The organism is Microcoleus sp. AS-A8 (assembly GCA_039962225.1).
GTDB lineage: Bacteria > Cyanobacteriota > Cyanobacteriia > Cyanobacteriales > Coleofasciculaceae > Allocoleopsis.
This window is the reverse complement of record JAMPKV010000008.1, coordinates 280,261-299,202: the sequence shown is the minus strand read 5'-3', so window position 1 is coordinate 299,202 and position 18,942 is coordinate 280,261. Positions and strand designations below refer to the sequence as shown.

Genomic DNA, 18,942 nt, shown 5'->3' with positions numbered 1-18,942 from the left:
GATTAAAAGCGATGTTCTTGATTCGGTATTGATGGAGAGAGCGGTAAAACCTTAGTCTTCTGAAACTGGCAACGCTGAAGATAAATTTGGGCGACGGTATCGGATGGATTCATGGTCAATACGGCTTCAAACATTTGGGCGGCTTCACTGAAAGACCGCTTATAGTAGAGCCACAAACCGCCTTCAAAAACTTTGAGCGTCGCTAATTTTCCCTGCCTTATTGTCGGTTCATCCCCATCAAAGGCTTCAAAAACAGCAACGGCTTTTGATTTTCCCTTAACTTTAACCTGTTCAATAAAGCGAATACTATACTCGGCTGGGTGATGCAAACGCGCAAAAGTATGATGAGTAATTAACAGTGACACGCCATATTCTTTCGTCAAACTTTCCAGGCGGGAAGCTAAGTTAACTGAATCACTAATCACCGTACTATCCATGCGGTGTTCTCCCCCAACTGTACCGAGCATCAAAGGACCCGTATTGATGCCAATTCCAATCCGCAGTGGCGTATAACCTGATTGAGCGCGGTGCTGGTTATATTCAGTTAGGCGATGCAACATGGAAATTCCTGCTTTGAGGGCGTCATCCGCATCGCCGCTAAACAGTGCCATAATTCCATCCCCCATATATTTATCAATAAATCCCTGATTCTCGATGATGGCGGGTTCCATGCGAGAAAGATAGGCATTTATCAATTTAAAAATGTTCTGGGGAGTCATGGTTTCAGCGAGGGTGGTGAAGTCACGAATATCCGCAAACAGCACCGACATTTCCTGATGCACTTGGTCGCCTAATTGCACATCAGCAATGCTTTGTTTATTCAAACATTGCAGAAATTGACGGGGGACAAAACGAGAAAAGGCTTGGTTAAGTTGAAACAGTTCTTTGGTAAATTGAAGTCGATCGACTTCGGCTTTTTTCCGTTCCGTAATATCTTCAACAAAGCCCTGATAATAGAGTAATGAACTATTAAAATCGAAGACAGCACGGGCATTTTCATTAATCCAAATAATGCTCCCATCTTTGCGGTAAACCTGAGATTCAAACTCAGATACCGCTCCATACTGCTGCATTAAGGTGAGGAATTCAACCCGATGGTGTGGATCGACATAAAGTTGATGGTTGATGTCGGTAATGGTTGTCATCAACTCTTCAGGAGATTCGTAACCATATAATTGCGCGGTGGCCTGATTCGCACTCAAGAAACGTCCATCAGGAGTAATTTGAAAGATGCCTTCCAGGGCGTTTTCAAAAATTTGGCGATATTTTTGTTCGGCTTTCAACAAACGACTCTCTTTCTGGTGAAGTTGGTCAATCAGCATGGATTGCTCACGGTTAAATTTTGCCAACGTCTGATTCATTTCCTGAAGTTGGATATTCATGTGAGCCAGCGATTGATTCATTTCCTGGAGCTGGGCGTTCTGTTGTGCTAGTTTTTTATCCTGAGAATAACTGTTAACCGCTTCTTTTACAGTTAAACAGAGGTCATCTGTCTGCCAAGGTTTGGCAATATAGCGATATAATTTTGCATCTTTGATGGCATTTCCGACCGCTTCCAAATCCGCTTGCCCGGTCAGCATAATTTTGAGAGTTTTAGGTAAGATAAGATGGACACGCTTTAATAGCTCATCCCCCTTCATTTTGGGCATTAGATGGTCAGAAATAATGACAGGAAATTCATAACCATCCGCGACTAATTCTGCAATTAACTCTAATGCTTCCTCTCCACCTTCCGCAATTTCGATTAGGTAATCATCGCCGAGCGCCTCTTGAAGCTCTGCTCTGAGGCTTCTGAGTACAGTTGTCTCATCATCGACACAGATAATTACCCGTTTAGTCGTCATAATTGGGCTAAGCCAGATTTTATCGTTTCTACTAATTCTTCTTCTGACCAAGGTTTAAATAAGCAGCTATGCAGATTAGCCTGCTCTTGTGCCCGTTTAATGGATAATTCATCAGCTTGACCCGTTAGCATGATGGTAATAATTTTGGGAAATCTCTGATGCACACGAATGAGAAATTCATCTCCATTCATACCGGGCATTAACCAATCCGAGACAATTAAAATAATGCTGAGTTCATCTTCATTGAGTTCATTAATTACATCGAGCGCTTCATCGGCATCTTCGGCAACTTCATAAAGGTACGAATCCCCAAAGGCTTCTTGAAGTTGTGCCCTGAGACTCTGTAAAACGACTTTCTCATCATCAACGCACAGAATTACGGGTTTAGCCATTCGCTGTCTCCTGGATGGGATGAATAGGTAGAAACACGTTGAAGGTAGTGCAGCCCGGTTCGCTTTCTACCGTAATTTGACCGTCATGCTTTTCGATAATTTTTTTGACGATATCAAGTCCTAAACCACTACCCTCTCCTGCGGGTTTTGTTGTAAAGAAAGGTTCAAATATTTTCGCTTGAATCTCTTGAGGTATGCCTTTTCCCGTATCGGCAATACTAATTTTAGCTTGCTGCTCAACCGCCATGACACTAAGGGTTAAAGTGCCTTGATAGTCCATGGCTTGTAAGGCATTATGGATGAGGTTTGTCCAAACCTGATTGAGTTCATCAGGATAACATAACATCGTTGGTAAGTCGCCATAGTTCCGCACCACCTCCACACCTTTCTTAAGCTGATTGTGATAGAGGGTGAGGACGGTTTCAATGCCTTCAGTCAGATTGGCAGGAGTCATTTCACCCGTCTGATCATAACGGGCATAGGTTTTCAGGGCAAACACTACTTTCGAGGCTCGTTCTGTGGCTGTATTAATGGTCATGGTGCCTCGTTTTAATTCCGATAGTTTATAGGCGAGGGCTAAAATTTGCGAACTATCGGGTTTTCTTAATAGGGGCAAAAACAGCTCAATGTCGTTAGAAATACCCATAATAACCAGACGATCGGCAATCACATCGGCGTTTTCAATGGCTGACTCTTCGAGTTGTCGTCTTAAAGCCCTTTTGAATTGTCGCTCTTCTTTGGTTGAGAGAGTAGATTCTTGTTGCAGTGACCGTTGGAGTAAGGTTAAGAAATCTTGCCCTTCCTCTGGGGTGAGGGATTGAAACAGGGTAGGTAATTGTTCTAGGGTTTGACCGAGAAACTTATAAATATTTCCTGCTGAAGAGCGAATAGCTCCCAATGGCGTATTAATTTCATGGGCAATGCCAGCCACCAGTTGTCCAAGCGCCGCCATTTTTTCGGAATCAATTAATTGTTGTTGAGTGGTTCGTAATTGTTCTAAAGCGGCAGCTAATTCTTGATTTTTTGCCTCAATTTCTTGATTCATCTGTAAGGCGACATTCTTGGCTTCCCGTTCTTGAGCTAGGCGCAGGCGATCGGCTTCTGCTTGTTTGCGATCGCTAATATCTTGCATGGTGGCGATCGCATAAATAATATTGCCCTGTTCATCAAAAACAGGGGTTGTTTCCACCTCTAAAGGAATAACCGTTTCGCCTCGACGAATCTCCATATCATCAATGGTTACCCGTTCGCCTTTCAAGGCACGCACAATCGGCAAGCGATCGGTAGGATAGAGCTGGTCAGTTTCCGTACAATACACTTGATAAACGTTTGTTAATTGCTCGGCGGTAGCCTCTTTGACAATACTTCTTCCCAATAATTGTTGCCCTGTCTGATTGGTGTAGTAAAGTTTTCCTGTGGCATCGTGAACAGCCACTCCTACTGGCATGGCTTCTAAGAATTGAGCGAGTCTTTTCTCACTTTCCCCTAATTCTTTTTCCCGTTCGACTACTTCTGAATAGAGTTTGGCATTTTTAATTGAAATGGCAACTTGAGAGGATAAAAGGTTTAAGACTTCCAATCGCTTGGGGGTAAATGCTCCCGTGGTGAGATTATTTTCCAGGTAAAGAATGCCAATTAATTTACCTTGATTTTTAATCGGACTACACAATACGGATTTGGGTTTTTCCTGGATAATATAAGGATCAGCCGCAAAATGTTGAGGGACAGTAGCATCATGAATCACCAAGATTTCTTGCGTGCGCCAGACATAATTAATTAGGGAAACGGGAATATTCTCAGAGCCAAAAACGGGAATGGATTGTAGGTTGCAAACTTGACCAATCACGCTTTGAGCCGCGATCGCTAATGAATCTCTTTCTATTAAAATCAGTGTTCCTTTTTCGGCTCCTGCATTTTCCATCACCACTTGCATCAACGTTGAAAGCAACTGATCGAGCTGAATTTCTCCCGATAGAGTTTGAGAAGCTTTCATGACAGTTGCCAAGTCCAGAACGTCTGAACCTCCTCTACTGGTAGATGTAAGGGTTCCCGTAGTTAGCTGAGTAATGGTATCGTCTACCTGACAATTGATTTTCTGGTTCAGAAGGGCAGCCAGTACTTGAGGATAACGCTGTTCTAAATCCTCAACTTTAGCTTTTGCTCCCCAACGAGCATAGACATAGTAAGCATTCGTCAGGTAAGTTTGGGCAATGATATCTTTGCCCCAGGCCAGGTAAAATTTAGCAGCAAGTTCGTAAGCTAAAGCTTCTTCTTGGATATATTCGTTTTCTTTGGCTCCCTGAATGGCCTTATCGTAACAATCCATGGCCTCAATCAATTGACCCAAAACACGATGCCGTTCTGCCTCGATTAAATAAAATTTATGCCAATAATTCATTGGAGCATGGTCAGCCCATTTCTGCATTTTTTCTTGATTAGCGGCTACCTTCTCCAAAAGACCCTGTTGTTCATTTTTAGGAGAATCAGGAAACACTGCCAGCCGAGCTAAAGAATCATAAAAATAAAATAAAGGAATCAGTAATGTCGCGGTTGCCCCATCTAAATACGGCTCTGCCAGTATGGCAGTTTCAACGGCTTGCAGGGAATTATTAAACAGGCAACATAGTCTTAATTTATTAACTAATAAATTGCAAATTGCATAGCGATCATTCGCTTGTTGGTGAATCGGCAACATTGTCTCTTCATTATAGGATTCACCCATTAAACGACATGGAGCTTCAGTCTTTTTTATTAAGTTTAAGACGGCCTGTCGATAGATTTTATTGTAATTGAGATAGGTTTCTTGCTTAAGTTGACCTAATACCTCACTGTAAGCTGCCATCTCTGGTTCAAGGCTCGTTAGCTGCTTGCCAACAAAAGATGAATGGAAGGAGTATAGGTAAGCACAATTGCTAGCAAATTCTAAATCTCCTGTTTCTAGCCCATTTGCGTAAGCTGACCGAAACGCTGGTAATGATTCCCTGACATGCTCTTTCCAAATGCCTACCGTTGCATGAAAAACGGTGAATATTTTAGTTTTGAGTTCTTTAGCTTGGAGCTTATCTAAAAGGCTTAAAGCCAGTTGACCAAATTGATAGCCTGCCTCAATATCTCCTACTATTCCACAGAGAATGAGTCCGTAATTGACATAGGCAAAAGCAGATAATGAGGTATTGCCATATTGAACTGATAAAATGACTTGTTTAAACACAATCAATGGCATCAGTTCGGGGACAGCAATAAAGGAGGCAGAAAATATACTGGAGAGGAGACGCATCGCTGCCAGGGTGATTGGATCGGTCATTTTTGGCAAGTCAATTAAGTCAGAAATGCGTTGGGATGCCAAATTTGACGTTATTTCCTCTAATCCGTGTTGAATATCTAACTGGCTTGGATTTTGGGGAAATTCCACCCCCAACAGTTTGAGAACTTTTAGGGCGATATTGACGGCTTCCAAAATCTTGTTCTGCGCGATACAAGCTTGGATATTAACTTCATAAGTTTTCACTTTATCCAGCAGTGTTGAAGCAGAGTTGTATACCACCTCAGCGAGTCTTTCCATCTGGTCAAAATCACCACTGAGGTACGCCGCCTCCGCCGCTTCATCATGCAAGGCTAAGGTGAGTTCATACTGACGTTGCCACCCTTGAGCCTCTAATATTTGCATACCTACGTTTAAATATTGCACAGCCGCTGCATAAGCGGTGGAAGCTTTGGCTTTACGTCCCACAATTAGATTTAACTGAGCCAGTTGATCGCGTTCTGTGCGATCGCCAATTAACTCCACTCCCATATTCAACTGGTTGACGATATGAAAAATCGTTTCTTCCAATTCCTCTGCTTGAGAGAGGATGCCTTCCTGCCCGCCCTTACTTAACAACAATCGCCCAATTTTTAGGTGAGTGGATGACTTCTGCTCTTCCGGAATCAGAAAATAAGCCGCTTGCTGTACTCGGTCATGTAAAAATCTGTAGGAAACAGATAACTCTTGAGACTGTGCAACTTTGAGTGATTCGGCGTCCTGAAAAAATTTGTAGACTTCAGTAATTGGAATAATCAGCCCTGCTTCCAATGCTCTCCACAAGTCAGCCGCCGTTTGAGTTTGGGATTTTTCATGTACAGTTGCCAGGGTTGCTAAATCAAATTGGTTGCCAATACAGGCGGCCAGTTGCAATACACGTTGGGTATTAATGGGCAGTTTTTGCAACTGAAGTGCCATAAATTCCACCACATCATCCATCAAAACCAGCGCTCTCACTTGAGCAATATCACATTGCCATCCTCCTGTACTTTCCTCTAGAACTAAGGCGCTTTCTCCCCCCTTACTAACGGGATCTTTAGTGAGGAGAGTTGGGGGGGCAAGACGACAGGTAGGAGGATTAAACGTGATTAATCCATCTTCATACAGAGCTTTCAGAAACTGATTGGTAAAAAAAGGATTGCCTTTGGTTTGGGTGAAAACCAATTCTGCCAAAGGAACGGCTCGTTCTGAGGAACACGAAAGGGTATCAGCAATCAACCGATTGAGAGAAGGTTGGTCTAAAGGCGCTAAAGTAATTTGATTGACGATCGCATCCGCTTTGCGAATTTCATCTAATGTCAACATCAGGGGATGTGCACCACAGACTTCGTTATCTCGATAGGCTCCAATCAGTAACAAATAGCGAGTATCTGCCTCGCTCATCAGCAATTGCATCAGTGTCAGAGAAGCAGAGTCAGCCCACTGCAAGTCATCCAGGAAAATCACTAGAGGATGTTTTTGGGTGGCGAACACTCGAATAAACTTTCCAAATAACAGATTGAAGCGTTTTTGAGCCGCATTCCCCTCTAGTTCTGGCACTTCTGGCTGCTTGCCAATTAAAAGTTCTAATTCTGGGATTACCTCAACAATCACCTGACCATTTTCACCCAAGGCATCCAAGATTTTAGCTTTCCACATTTCCACTTCAGCGGTACTTTCGGTTAGCAGTTGCCGCATCAAATTTTGCAAGGCTTGCACCCAAGCCGAAAAGGGAATATCCCGCTTGAATTGGTCAAATTTGCCTTTGATGAAGTAACCTCGTTGGCGCACAATCGGTTTGTGGACTTCATTGACGACGGCAGTTTTACCAATCCCCGAAAAACCAGCTACCAACATGAGTTCGATTTGGCATTTTACCGTCCTCTGACTTTGTCCTAAAGGCGGGTTTTGGATGTTAAACTGGGAAGATTCGGGAGAGATTAACCCAGAACTTTCGGTGGAAATTCCTGCTTGTTTCCCTTGTTCCCCGGCTCCTATACCACTCACCCGGTCAAAAGCGGCTAACAGAGTGGCAACTTCAGTTTCGCGACCATAAAGTTTTTCGGGAATGACAAAGCGATCGCAGATATCTTTTTCACCTAAGAGAAATGGTTGAATGCTGCCATTCTCTGAATATTGTTGCAAACACGTTTCCAAGTCCGCTCGCAATCCAAATGCACTTTGATAGCGTTCTTCTGCCGTTTTTGCCATCAATTTCATCACGATATCATTCACCATCTGAGGAATCGATGGCACCCGTTCGATGGGCGGAGTGGGAATTCTGGCAATATGACAGTGAACTAACTCAATGGGGTCACTCGCTGGGAAAGGCAGTTGTCCGGTTAGCAGTTCGTAGAAGGTAACACCCAATGAATAAAAATCCGTGCGGTAGTCGATTCCTCGATTCATCCGTCCGGTTTGTTCCGGAGACATATAAGCGAGGGTTCCTTCTAGAACATTGGGATTTTGAATTTCTTGACTTTCTCTCGGTAATAAAGAGGCAATACTGAAATCAATGATTTTTATTTGGCTGCTTTCCGGATGAATTAAAATGTTATCCGGCTTGATATCTTTATGAAGAATTCGATGGTGGATTAATCCTTCTAAGGTTTGGACAATCTGAACCGCAATGTTAAGAAATTCTTTGAGGGAATCAGCATTTCTTCCCATACCCTCTGTATTTCCTATCTTCTGCTTGAGGGAAACACAGCAATTGTCTTCCATGACTAAGGCATAACCATTGCGGTAGTTTTCCAGGGCTAAGGGTTTGACAATCCCAGATAAATCAAGGTTTTTAGCAATAGTGTACTGATTGCGGAACTGCACCAATTCCTTGAACGTAGGATATTCACTCAACAGCAATTTCAGCACGACCGGTTTTTGGTCATGAGAGCGCACCCCTCGATAAACCTGGGTTCTAGAGCCGGAGTATATTTTGTCAAGAATGCGATATCCGGTCAGTGTGACAAAAGTGCTGCTCATGATCGTCTACCTTGGAAGCATTTCAGTTTGGCAAATGGATTCCACCTCAACCCTCCTAGTTTTATCTCGCCAGTTCCGGAAGAAACAAGAGATGTTGTTTCCTCTCTGCCTGAACTTTAGCAATTTTTAAATGATCTACCCTTGGAGTGTTGTAAGTTAAGAATACTCCATCTAGCAGGATGCATTTGAGGACTTGAGAAAATTGGGAATTACCAGATAGACAAAGGCAATTTTGTCAACGTTTAATGACTCAGCTAAGAGTTGGGGTGAAGTGTGGAGTCAATTTTTCTGTCGGTGAGATGCACTCGCCTACCTTTGCCGATTTTTATCAGGTCAGCCACTGGCGCTGACATTTTACCCTGCCTCCACAGGGAATTGAGCTGCCATGTATATCGAATTGTATACACAAATTCAGCTCAAGCACTTAGACTTTAGCTCTTCTCAAAGATAGCGTTGAAACTAATAAAAGGTTTTGTTAACTTTCCAGCGAAAGTTAGAGGTGATTGATCAAGTAAAGCTTAAATCTGTAGGGTATGTTAACGCCGTGTGGGGAAATCATTCGGATTGCCTCCCCTGAATCAGGTTAATCAGGGGAGGCGTCGGGTGGGGTTTGCTCTTTAGGCAAAAACGGGATGCTCCCTAATTACCGGACACTCCTACAGGTGTACCCGCTTCATCCAGGAGTTTCACCAATCGCTGTCGTAACGTCTCTAATCCCAGGCGTTGAGTGGCGGAAATAAAGGCGGCTTCGGGATACTTTGTTTGAGCTAAAGTTAGAGTCCCGCTATCCACGCGATCGATTTTATTAAAAGCAATCAAAGCTGAACCCGGAAGAGCCGGCATTTCTTTTAGCACTTCCTCTACTGAACGCATGTGACTTTCCCAAGCAGGATGAGAAAGATCGACCACATGCAGCAACGCATCCGCCTCGGTTACTTCCTCCAGGGTGGCGCGGAACGCATCCATCAGAGCCGGTGGAAGTTCGTGAATAAATCCTACCGTATCGGTTACAAGCAGCGTCTGCCGTTCCTGGGTTTCGGGTTCCGTAACCACCAGTTTTCGCGTTGTTGGGTCGAGGGTAGCAAAGAGTTGATCGGCGGTATAAACCTCAGCATGAGTTAATACATTTAACAGGGTAGATTTTCCCGCATTGGTATAACCCACAACAGCAATCGAGGGAACCTCTTGTTGTTGTCGCTGTTGTCGTAACCGGGCACGATGAGCTTGTAATTGGTTTACTTCCTGCTGAAGTTGCGCGATGCGCCGCTGAATGGTTCGCCGTTCCGTTTCTAACTTAGTTTCACCAGGCCCTCGTGTCCCAATTCCGCCACCTAATCTGGACATCTCCTGACCTCGACCCCTGAGTCGAGGTAGCATATATTCCAGTTGCGCCAGTTCCACTTGCAATTTACCCGCTTGGGATTGGGCGCGTTGAGCGAAGATATCCAAAATCACTTCAGTGCGATCTACAACTCGAATACCGATCTCGGTTTCTAAGTTACGCGCTTGAGAGGCAGAAATATCACGATTGAAAACGATGAGATTGGCTCCATGCTTATGAGCACGCAGGGTAATTTCTTCAATTTTTCCCTGACCGACGACGGTTTGAGGATGGGGACGCGATCGCTTCTGCTGCACTGTCTCCGCTACCTCTCCCCCCGCACTCTCCACCAACCGAGCGAGTTCTTCGAGACTGTCTTGAAACCGCTGGGGGGACATATCTTCGGTCATCAACCCAACGAGAAGAACGCGATCGCGCCCCGTCTTAATCTCTTGGAATTGCGAGGTTTCAAAGCCTGCTGCTTTAAACTCTTTTTCCCATTCATCCACTAAGTCATCAAAGTCTTGCTCCGTCAGCTCATCCAGACTCATAGGAGGAGAAACCAGCCAAGGCGATTCTCGATCCGGTACAAGGTGAGCCAAGAAAGCTTCCTGGACAGAGCTAGGAATTGTGTCATCCTGCTGCCCTTCCTCGTTGCTGCTTGGGATTAACAGCACTAAAGCGTCTAAGCGCTGCCGTGCCATTGCCGTCAGAGCGGCTGTATCCGGTATTGCTCCTTTGAGTTGAGTGGCAACACAACGAATCCCACCCAAACGTTGAGTACCATGCCGAGGGAGTTCTTGGGGAGAAAGTTGAGTTTGAGCAGGCGTACCCACAGCAACTCGAATGACTTGCCCCCGTCGATTGATGTAGCAACAAACGGGCTGATGAATTTCCGTACTAATCGCGGTTAACTGCTCGGCGAATTCAGAAGTAATTAAGCGATCGCCGGGTTGCTGTTGCTCATACAAGCGTTGTAGTTGCTTGCTATAGCTAGATTTTAATCCTTGAATATTTCCGTAAATAGTTTCGTTCATTTGAACCAGAACACTGGCTTATAAATTCATTAATTCTATATTCAATAATTTTCCCTTTGGACTTAATCTGTCCTACGGACTAAGTAGGACTCTAAATCGCCTTTTGCTCACTAATTGCTTACCGACCTAAGTTTTTAAGTAGGTGTAATCAACTAAAGCCTGGACTTTGTAGCTCTGTATACAGCCTACCCTTGTTTTCAGAATCCACCTTTGGCAAGGGTTAACACCTCCACTCGATTGATAGGGTTAAGTAAATAACTCACTATATCCAATTTGTCAAGGAGGAATTGAGTGGAATATCGACACTTGGGCAAGCATGGCATCCGCGTATCGGAAGTCTGCTTAGGTTCGTGGCTCACCTACGGAGCGGCTGCGGCAGAAACGGTAGCAAGGGAATGCATTGAGCAAGCCTATGACTTAGGCGTTAACTTCTTTGACACAGCTAATGTGTATGCCAAGGGAGAAGCGGAAAAGGTGGTTGGCAACGTCTTGCGCCAATACCCGCGTTCCTCCTACGTCTTGGCAACCAAGGTCTACTTCCCGATGGGTTCAGGCCCCAATGACCGGGGACTGTCTCGCAAGCACATCATTGAGCAGTGCAATGCTAGCCTCAAACGCTTAGGCGTAGATTACATTGACCTCTACCAAGCCCATCGTTATGACCCAACAGTACCCTTAGCTGAAACGTTGATGGCTTTTGACCACCTCGTTCAACAAGGAAAAATTCTTTATTATGGGGTTTCTGAATGGAGCGCCGGTCAACTGGCACATGCGGCTGACCTGACCCGGTTGGCAGGAATGGCACCTATCGCTTCCAACCAGCCCTACTACAACTTACTAGACCGAGGCATTGAGAAAGAAATTCTACCCCTTTGTCGTCGTGAGGGCATTGGAATTATCAACTTTTCGCCTCTGGCTCAGGGATTGTTAACTGGCAAGTATAAGCCAGGAGAACCACTGCCTGAAGGCTCCCGTGCTAGCGACCCACGTCAAAACGTATTTTTGAACAAGGGGCAACTGGATCAACAGCAGTTGGCCAGAGTACAAAAACTGTTTCCCCTTGCAGATCAAGAAGGCTTAAGCCTAACTCAACTCGCGCTGGCTTGGTGTTTGCGGCAACCCGAACTCAGCAGCGTGATTATTGGCGCAAGCAAGCCCTCTCAGGTGGAAGAAAATGTTGGGGCGTCAGGCAAGAAGCTTTCAGCAGAGACGCTACAGGCAATCAATGAGGTTCTAGAGATGGAACTCACTGAGAGTGGTAACGGATTAGCTGCCGCACGGAAGTAGATTTTCACTCGATCTTCCGCCTGGAGATAGGGTAATTGTCACAGCAAACAAGTTTAGCCTCAAGGTGTGTTCACATAATCAAGTTTGATAAATCCAGATAGATATTAAGGAGAGATATTCCATGAGTGAGAAAATCGGGCGACCAACAGATGCAAAGCCAGATGAGTGGGATCAAGACCTGCATCCCCAGCCGATGGCGGGTCGCAATGTTGGGCTTGAGGGGGCACATCCAGAAAAAGCAAACGATGCCCCAAACGCTTATGAAATTAAGGAAGTCCATCGACTACTGGACGGCTATACAAACGACGAACTCAAACAGATTCGGTTACTTCCACAAGGGAGTCGCTTGGAACAAGGTGCGAAGTACATCGACCTAATGGACCCAGAGCGCAAAGAGTTTACGGGGATGGGTGGTATGGAAGCCGGAGCAAACAACTGGTATGTGCCTAAGACGGAGGTTAGCTATTGGCTCTGGAATCGGCTGATTGGGGTAGAGAACCCTGATCGGTTGGATGAACCCAATCCTGATGAATAAGCAGAAAGAGGGAAGTCGATCCTCCTGAGTTTTGCTTTCCTTAGGGAAGGCTTGTCAAAAGGAGAAGGTTTAAATGGCTCACGATCATGCTACGAGAACAGAACACGACCACATTACCAGAGCAGAACACAACAGAATTACCCGGAAAAATCTGGTTTCTAGCCTAGCTACAGGTCTAGTGATTGGCATCATTGCCGGTACACCTATTGGTTGGTTTGGTCATCGAGTTTTTTATCAGCAGAGAGCGGGTCAGGTGTTACTTTGTCGTCAGCAGCATCCCGGTCAACTTGAACCTGAACTTAAGGCGTTGTGTGGTTCCCTCTATTAATCCTGTCCACCTTGACTCCAAATTGTTGGGGAAAGGGGAAACCCCGACCTCAACCTCTTGTGGGGAGGGAGGTCGGGGATGATGTTAATTAAACAGTTGGGGTTGTATCTTCTTGGTTTAATTGCTGTTCAATGGTACCAATTGCGGCATTGAGTCCAGCCAACCTAATTTCCATATCACCCCGCATCGATTTAAGAAACTGGAGCTTACGTTCTAGCGTTGTTTTCCGAGAAACAGGTTCTCCACCGTAGCAAGTGCTATTCCAATTCCAGAAAGGAAACATAATTGACCTTCATGCTCATGTAACTCTATTCTCATCTTGGCGAATTTCTGAGTTCAATAGCCATAAGGTGATGGACGGAAAACCGATCCCCTGTTTTCGGGTAACTTGATGGCGTGTGGAGCAAAGCATAGGTTTAACTAACCACAGAGGCACAGATCACGCAGAGAAGGCCAGAGAAGAGGAGAGATATGCTTTCTTGATCGCATAATCTCTAATTATAATCTGGATGCTAAAAGTTAAGTGCTGAAATGTAGGATAGTAGTTACATAAAGATGTTCAACTTTGAAAAATAGAAAAGTCAATTTTTCGGGGGTAAATTCAAAATCTCTATGATAGGCTTTATTATTCTGTCTACCTCATCAAGATTTTCTCTTATCCACATTGAGAGGAAAGCACCCCTAACTATTACCTCTGGAACGAAACCTATTTTAATTCCAACTTGGTTAAATAGAAGATGTGGATCTCTATTAGTACATAAAACTTCTTTAATTGCTTTTTTTGTATTTTCTTGTTGTTCGGGAGGTCGCTGACAAGAAACAGTCAATATCGCAATATTGTTATCCAGGTTATTGACAACTGTTCTAAACACAGTTGATTCTGGCATTTCCCCTGGAAGACGATAGATTCCAGTCTGATGTTTCTCTGGATTTTCAGGCTTCTTTTCTTTCTCTAACTTTTCTAGCTGTGCTGAATCTAATTGCTTTGAATCACCATCGATAAAGCACATTGAGCGAAATGAAATAGATGGATTTGAATTATGATTTATGTGAGTTTTAGTTGCATTACCATCACCATTAAGTTCATAAACTGACACTTCATCTATTCTATTACTAAGTTTTTCCCTAATTATAGCCTCAAGCCAATTCTTTGCAAATTCATCTTCTACAAAGATTGCCAACTTTCTATCTACACGACCAGAAATTGCTCTCAAAGCTTCTACTGATAGCTTACCTTTTTCAACTTTCCCATCTATAGAAGCCCAAATTGCATCTGATGGGAGTGGTTCCAGTGCAGCCTCACTATGCGTGGTAAATATTGCTTGAATACTTTTTCTTTTAGCTACATCAAGAAGATATTCAACCAATCTTCTTACCGCAACTGGATGTAATCCGTTTTCTATTTCTTCAATTAATACTAGAGAATTATCTGATGATAATTCTATCTCAGAAACTATTCTAATTATAGATGCTTCTCCTGCACCAAAATGAAATTCCGAGTATTCAAGTTCGCCATTCCCACCAATATAAAATTTTTGATATTCTCCTATGTCAGCAACTTTGAAAGCTTGTACGGATTTACCAAGAATATGTTCTACTTGCCGGGCTACTGTATCAACTATCTGATTTATAGGGATATCTCTTTCTCGCTGAAATGATGCTTTTGTCAGTTTCTTGAAATTTGATTTTTCCCCGGCAGGAACAGTTCTGTTAATACCAAAATATTTTACATCTCGATCAGCTACTTCCTCACGAGCCCATTTAAGTTTTCTAAATTTGCTACTTTTTCTAACTTCACTTCTTGGATTTATAGATTTATCAACTAGCTCATATTCTATATTCCAGTCAGCCATACTGTTATCCCCTATTGAGCTTTTAGGAAAAAACATACCTGGTTTAACTGACTTATAGGCACAAGCAGCCGCTCCCAGAACTGTAGATTTTCCTCCTCCATTAGGCCCTATTAAAGCCGTAACAGGAAAATAGAATTGCACACGATCTTGGTAACCCCCATTAAAAGATCTTACTTTTTTTAAGGTGACAGACCAGAGATATTTGCCATAATTTTTATTGCGGACTTTTTCCAGAAGCTCTTGAATAATAGAGTCTCGAATTTCACTTTTGTTTGAGTGGCTTAACATAAGATATACTCTTAAAGTAGCCTCTAAGTATGCTAACATCTTACTAATGATAATCGCCTACAGTTTAACTCAAATCTTACAAGGTAGAATCTATCTACTAAACCACAGACAACTGTTGCCAGAGAAATAGAAACTTAAAAACGCAAGAGTAACTTGGCTAACGTTGGGTTTATTTTTTTATAGAGAGCTTTAGCAATTTTCGGACAGGTCTATGGTAAATATTGAATCCCCAACGCTCATTCAGTTGATATGATGATTCCCTGCGGTGTGTCTAACGTTGAGGATGTGATCGCATTGTTGCGTAAATTCCATGGCGCATGGCAGTGTCAGACTGAAATGAACGATGAAGTATGAAGTATGAAATGGAATGCTCTCGCCAAGGAACGTTCAAGGGTACGGACGGGCTAGAGCTGTATTACCAAAGCTGGCATCCAGAGAGTCGGGTTCGAGCCATATTAGTCATTGTGCATGGACTCGGAGGACATAGCGGACTGTACGGTAATATAGTTCAGCACCTGATTCCTAAGAACTATGCAGTCTACGCCTTTGACCTGCGGGGTAATGGACGCTCACCGGGTCAACGAGGCTATATTAACGCTTGGGCTGAGTTTCGAGAAGACTTACAAGCCTTCGTGCAGTTAATTAAAACCCAGAATCCAGAACAACCCTTATTTCTCCTGGGGCATAGCGTGGGGGCGGTGATTGTTTTGGACTACGTCCTGCGCTCTCCCTCGGAATCAGATGTACAGGGTGTGATAGCCTTAGCACCAGCCCTAGGGAAGATTGGGGTTCCACCGTTTAAACTGGCTCTCGGACGACTGCTGTCACGAGTGTGGCCTCGTTTTAGCCTGAGTACGAGCATTGACCTGAGTACAGCGTCAAGCGATCCGGCTGTGATTGCGGCCTATGCCCAAGATCCATGGCGGCATACTCAAGGCAATGCGCGTTTCTCTACAGAGTATTTAGCCACAGTTGCCTGGATTCAAGAACATGCGGCGGATTTGCAGCTGCCGCTCCTGATTCTCCACGGTGGAGCAGACCAAGTGGCTCTGCCTGAGGGGGGGTGTGCTTTCTTCCAACGAGTGACGATCCTGGATAAAGAACGACGGGAGTATCCTGGGGTGTATCACGAGATTCAAAACGATCGCAATTACCAAGAAATGCTAACCGACCTGGACAATTGGCTGGAGCGCCACCTACCTCCCCAATCGTCATAGGTTGAGCAACTGAACATTTTACACCCAAATTTTTTAATATTTTTGGCAATGCAACTTGGAGATTAGTCTTGTCCGATTCGATTCAGCACGCTCAACCCCCACTCAAGTTTATTCCACCACGCTTTAATCCCTTTGTCCTGCGGATTGTCCAGTGGTTGCTGCCAATCTTGCTCAGGTTCCGGCTTCGGCGCTGGTTACCCGCTGGTATTTCACACATTGAAGCGGAAAACATCAAGGTTTTGGTCGATCTTTACCAACAATTTCAGGCTGGCAAAATTCGCTTTTTGATGGCATTTCACCATCCTGAAGTTGAAGATCCACTCTGTATGTTTTATCTGATTAATCGTGCCGTGCCACGGGCTGCTCGTCAGCTAGGGATTCGGCTACAATACCCAACTCCTAGTTACTTTGTTTATGAACGGGGTATGACGCTGTGGGCGGGAGACTGGCTCGGTTGGCTGTTCTCTCGGATTGGAGGGATTCCAATTCATCGAGGCAAACACCTAGACTGGAGTGGGATGCGGACGGCACGGGACTTGTTTGTGAATGGCAAATTCCCGATCGGAATAGCCCCAGAAGGAGCAACCAATGGTCATAGTGAAATTATTAGTCCCTTAGAACCGGGTGTTGCTCAACTGGGGTTTTGGTGTGCCGAAAGTTTGCACAAAGCGAACCGTCCTGAGCAGGTTTTTATTGTGCCGATTGGCATTCGCTATCATTATGCTGAACCGCCCTGGTCAAAACTGGATAACCTGTTGAGTCAAATGGAAGCGGATAGCGGTTTGCCCGTGCAGCACATCGATCCGTCAGCCGTTGATCACCCAGAAAAAATTTACTATCCGCGCCTTTTGCGTCTCGGTGAATATCTCCTGTCTGAGATGGAAGAGTTTTATCGGCGGTTCTACCATCAAAATTTGCCAGAACTTACAGGGATGGAGAGTGACTCCTCCACTAATCCCAATCAGGTGCTGTTGGCGCGACTCCAGCGCTTACTGGATACAGCGTTACAAGTGGCTGAGCAGTATTTTGGACTCAAGTCACAGGGAACTGTGATTGATCGCTGTCGCCGCTTGGAGGAGGCGGGTTGGAGTAAGATTTATCGCGAAGATATACCCGATTTAAATACGTTACCGCCCTTCAAACGGGGTTTGGCAGACTGGGTGGCTCAAGAATCCGAACGACACATGCGGCATATGCGTTTGGTGGAAAGTTTTGTGGCAGTCACCGATACCTATGTCCAGGAAAAGCCAACGGCTGAACGCTTTGCGGAAACGGCACTTTTGATGTTTGATTTCATTTCCCGAATTAAGGAGAGAAAAATACCGCGTCGTCCTCGCTTGGGTTTGCGGCAAGTCAGGATGACAGTGGGGGAACCCATTTGTGTGAGCGATCGCTGGTCAACTTATCACTCCAGTCGTCAAGCTGCAAGGCAATCGGTTACTAACCTAACGCAAGATTTGCAAAAGACTTTAGAGAAGTTGATTTCTGTGTAGGGTTAGGTGAACGCGATCGGATAGGCTAACCTACAGGCAATTTTACTGAAGAGGATGTTGTGAGGAAGCTTTATTTTTTGGTTCCTGGAACAGGTGGTAAATTTGCCTGTGGGGGTCTTTGGGCAGAGTTAAAAACTCTGAATCTCGCTCAGCAGGTTTGCAGTGCGGATGTGGTGACTTACCGCCAACGGGAAAAAGACATAGTTTTCCTCGATGACTTGCTGAAGGAAAACAATTTAAATGATGTGATTTTTGTGATTAGCTGGGGATTTGATGTTGCAAAACTCGCCACTAAGTTAAAGCCCTACAATGTTGTTTACCATGCTCACAGCGCTGGGTATGAATTCAGTCTCCCTGCGAGTATTCCCATCATCACGGTTAGCCGAAATACCATGGGATATTGGGGACAAAAGTCACCGAATTCCCTAATTTACTATTTGCCGAATCAGATTGCAGATGAGTTTCGGAATTTACATCTTGAGCGGGATATTGATGTTTTAGTTCAGGCTCGAAAATCCTCTGAATATTTACTTAAAGAGTTAATTCCAGCGTTGCAGCAGCAGTGTAATGTTAGGGTGATTGATTCTTTTGTAGAGGATTTGCCCGGACTGTTTAATCGAGCTAAGGTTTATCTTTATGACTCCGCTGAGTATTGGGCACAACAAAGGGTTAGTGAAGGGTTCGGTCTGCAACCGATGGAAGCTCTTGCCTGTGGTTGTCAAGTTTTTTCGAGTGTCAATGGTGGACTGTCGGATTATTTAGACCCTGGATTTAATTGCTATAAAATTGCCGCCTATTCTAAAGACTATGATGTGCAGCGCATTATGAAAGCCGTTGAACAATCAGTATTAATTTCTCTCTCGGAACATTTTATTGAAGAATATAGGACAGGAAATATAACTGAGCGATTTAAAGTGATTATGGAGGATATCAATGAATTCTTTGATAACAAAAAACAGCATAAACCCAATATCAAGAACTTGACAGCGAGGCATATTGCAACGTCAAGAATAAAGCGGATATTGGGCAAGCTACAACAGAAGTATTTTAATTTTTAAGACATCATAAATTGAGCGATTTCAAAG

At 44.2% G+C, this 18,942-nt stretch carries 12 protein-coding genes; 6 read left to right on the top strand and 6 right to left on the bottom strand.

Annotation, left to right across the window (positions count from 1 at the left end):
* Positions 1-2 precede the first annotated feature (2 nt).
* From NDI48_15305 to hflX, 4 genes are all read right to left on the bottom strand, one after another.
* On the bottom strand, positions 3-1,844 hold the full coding sequence (locus tag NDI48_15305) for a PAS domain S-box protein (protein ID MEP0832540.1): 1,842 nt from the start codon (positions 1,842-1,844) through the stop codon (positions 3-5).
* Positions 1,841-2,236, bottom strand: a complete 396-nt coding sequence (locus NDI48_15300; GenBank protein ID MEP0832539.1) for a response regulator — start codon at positions 2,234-2,236, stop codon at positions 1,841-1,843. Before NDI48_15300 ends, NDI48_15305 begins: the two co-directional genes overlap by 4 nt.
* Complete coding sequence (locus NDI48_15295) at positions 2,229-8,498, bottom strand: AAA family ATPase (protein MEP0832538.1); 6,270 nt, start codon at positions 8,496-8,498, stop codon at positions 2,229-2,231. The genes NDI48_15300 and NDI48_15295 overlap by 8 nt, the downstream gene beginning before the upstream one ends.
* Positions 8,499-9,137: 639 nt before the next feature.
* Positions 9,138-10,856, bottom strand: a complete 1,719-nt coding sequence (gene hflX / locus NDI48_15290; protein MEP0832537.1) for a GTPase HflX — start codon at positions 10,854-10,856, stop codon at positions 9,138-9,140.
* A gap of 291 nt (positions 10,857-11,147) precedes the next feature.
* Here hflX and NDI48_15285 point away from each other — a divergent pair, with 291 nt between their 5' ends.
* The 3 genes from NDI48_15285 to NDI48_15275 all read left to right on the top strand — a co-directional run bounded on the left by NDI48_15285 (position 11,148) and on the right by NDI48_15275 (position 13,006).
* Positions 11,148-12,143, top strand: a complete 996-nt coding sequence (locus NDI48_15285) for an aldo/keto reductase family protein (GenBank protein ID MEP0832536.1) — start codon at positions 11,148-11,150, stop codon at positions 12,141-12,143.
* A gap of 121 nt (positions 12,144-12,264) precedes the next feature.
* Positions 12,265-12,678, top strand: a complete 414-nt coding sequence (locus NDI48_15280; protein MEP0832535.1) for a hypothetical protein — start codon at positions 12,265-12,267, stop codon at positions 12,676-12,678.
* A gap of 73 nt (positions 12,679-12,751) precedes the next feature.
* Positions 12,752-13,006, top strand: a complete 255-nt coding sequence (locus NDI48_15275; protein MEP0832534.1) for a hypothetical protein — start codon at positions 12,752-12,754, stop codon at positions 13,004-13,006.
* Between the two features lie 88 nt (positions 13,007-13,094).
* Here the strand turns inward: NDI48_15275 and NDI48_15270 are convergent, their stop codons facing one another.
* Complete coding sequence (locus NDI48_15270) at positions 13,095-13,289, bottom strand: hypothetical protein (GenBank protein ID MEP0832533.1); 195 nt, start codon at positions 13,287-13,289, stop codon at positions 13,095-13,097.
* 298 nt (positions 13,290-13,587) lie between these two features.
* A complete protein-coding gene (locus NDI48_15265; protein ID MEP0832532.1) occupies positions 13,588-15,186 on the bottom strand; it encodes an AAA family ATPase in 1,599 nt (532 codons plus the stop codon).
* Positions 15,187-15,509: 323 nt separating this feature from the next.
* Here NDI48_15265 and NDI48_15260 point away from each other — a divergent pair, with 323 nt between their 5' ends.
* The 3 genes from NDI48_15260 to NDI48_15250 all read left to right on the top strand — a co-directional run bounded on the left by NDI48_15260 (position 15,510) and on the right by NDI48_15250 (position 18,915).
* On the top strand, positions 15,510-16,364 hold the full coding sequence (locus NDI48_15260) for a lysophospholipase (GenBank protein ID MEP0832531.1): 855 nt from the start codon (positions 15,510-15,512) through the stop codon (positions 16,362-16,364).
* Between the two features lie 68 nt (positions 16,365-16,432).
* Positions 16,433-17,857: a 1-acyl-sn-glycerol-3-phosphate acyltransferase gene (locus NDI48_15255; GenBank protein ID MEP0832530.1), complete on the top strand. Its 1,425-nt coding sequence runs from the start codon at positions 16,433-16,435 to the stop codon at positions 17,855-17,857.
* A 59-nt stretch (positions 17,858-17,916) separates the two neighbouring features.
* Positions 17,917-18,915: a glycosyltransferase gene (locus NDI48_15250; GenBank protein ID MEP0832529.1), complete on the top strand. Its 999-nt coding sequence runs from the start codon at positions 17,917-17,919 to the stop codon at positions 18,913-18,915.
* Positions 18,916-18,942 lie beyond the last annotated feature (27 nt).

Bases quoted from the DNA above. Each gene is read 5' to 3' on its own strand.
- NDI48_15305 (MEP0832540.1), bottom strand. From the start codon at position 1,844: ATGACGACTAAACGGGTAATTATCTGTGTCGATGATGAGACAACTGTA.
- NDI48_15270 (MEP0832533.1), bottom strand. From the start codon at position 13,289: ATGTTTCCTTTCTGGAATTGGAATAGCACTTGCTACGGTGGAGAACCT.
- hflX (MEP0832537.1), bottom strand. From the start codon at position 10,856: ATGAACGAAACTATTTACGGAAATATTCAAGGATTAAAATCTAGCTAT.
- NDI48_15275 (MEP0832534.1), top strand. From the start codon at position 12,752: ATGGCTCACGATCATGCTACGAGAACAGAACACGACCACATTACCAGA.
- NDI48_15260 (MEP0832531.1), top strand. From the start codon at position 15,510: ATGGAATGCTCTCGCCAAGGAACGTTCAAGGGTACGGACGGGCTAGAG.
- NDI48_15280 (MEP0832535.1), top strand. From the start codon at position 12,265: ATGAGTGAGAAAATCGGGCGACCAACAGATGCAAAGCCAGATGAGTGG.
- NDI48_15265 (MEP0832532.1), bottom strand. From the start codon at position 15,186: ATGTTAGCATACTTAGAGGCTACTTTAAGAGTATATCTTATGTTAAGC.
- NDI48_15295 (MEP0832538.1), bottom strand. From the start codon at position 8,498: ATGAGCAGCACTTTTGTCACACTGACCGGATATCGCATTCTTGACAAA.
- NDI48_15300 (MEP0832539.1), bottom strand. From the start codon at position 2,236: ATGGCTAAACCCGTAATTCTGTGCGTTGATGATGAGAAAGTCGTTTTA.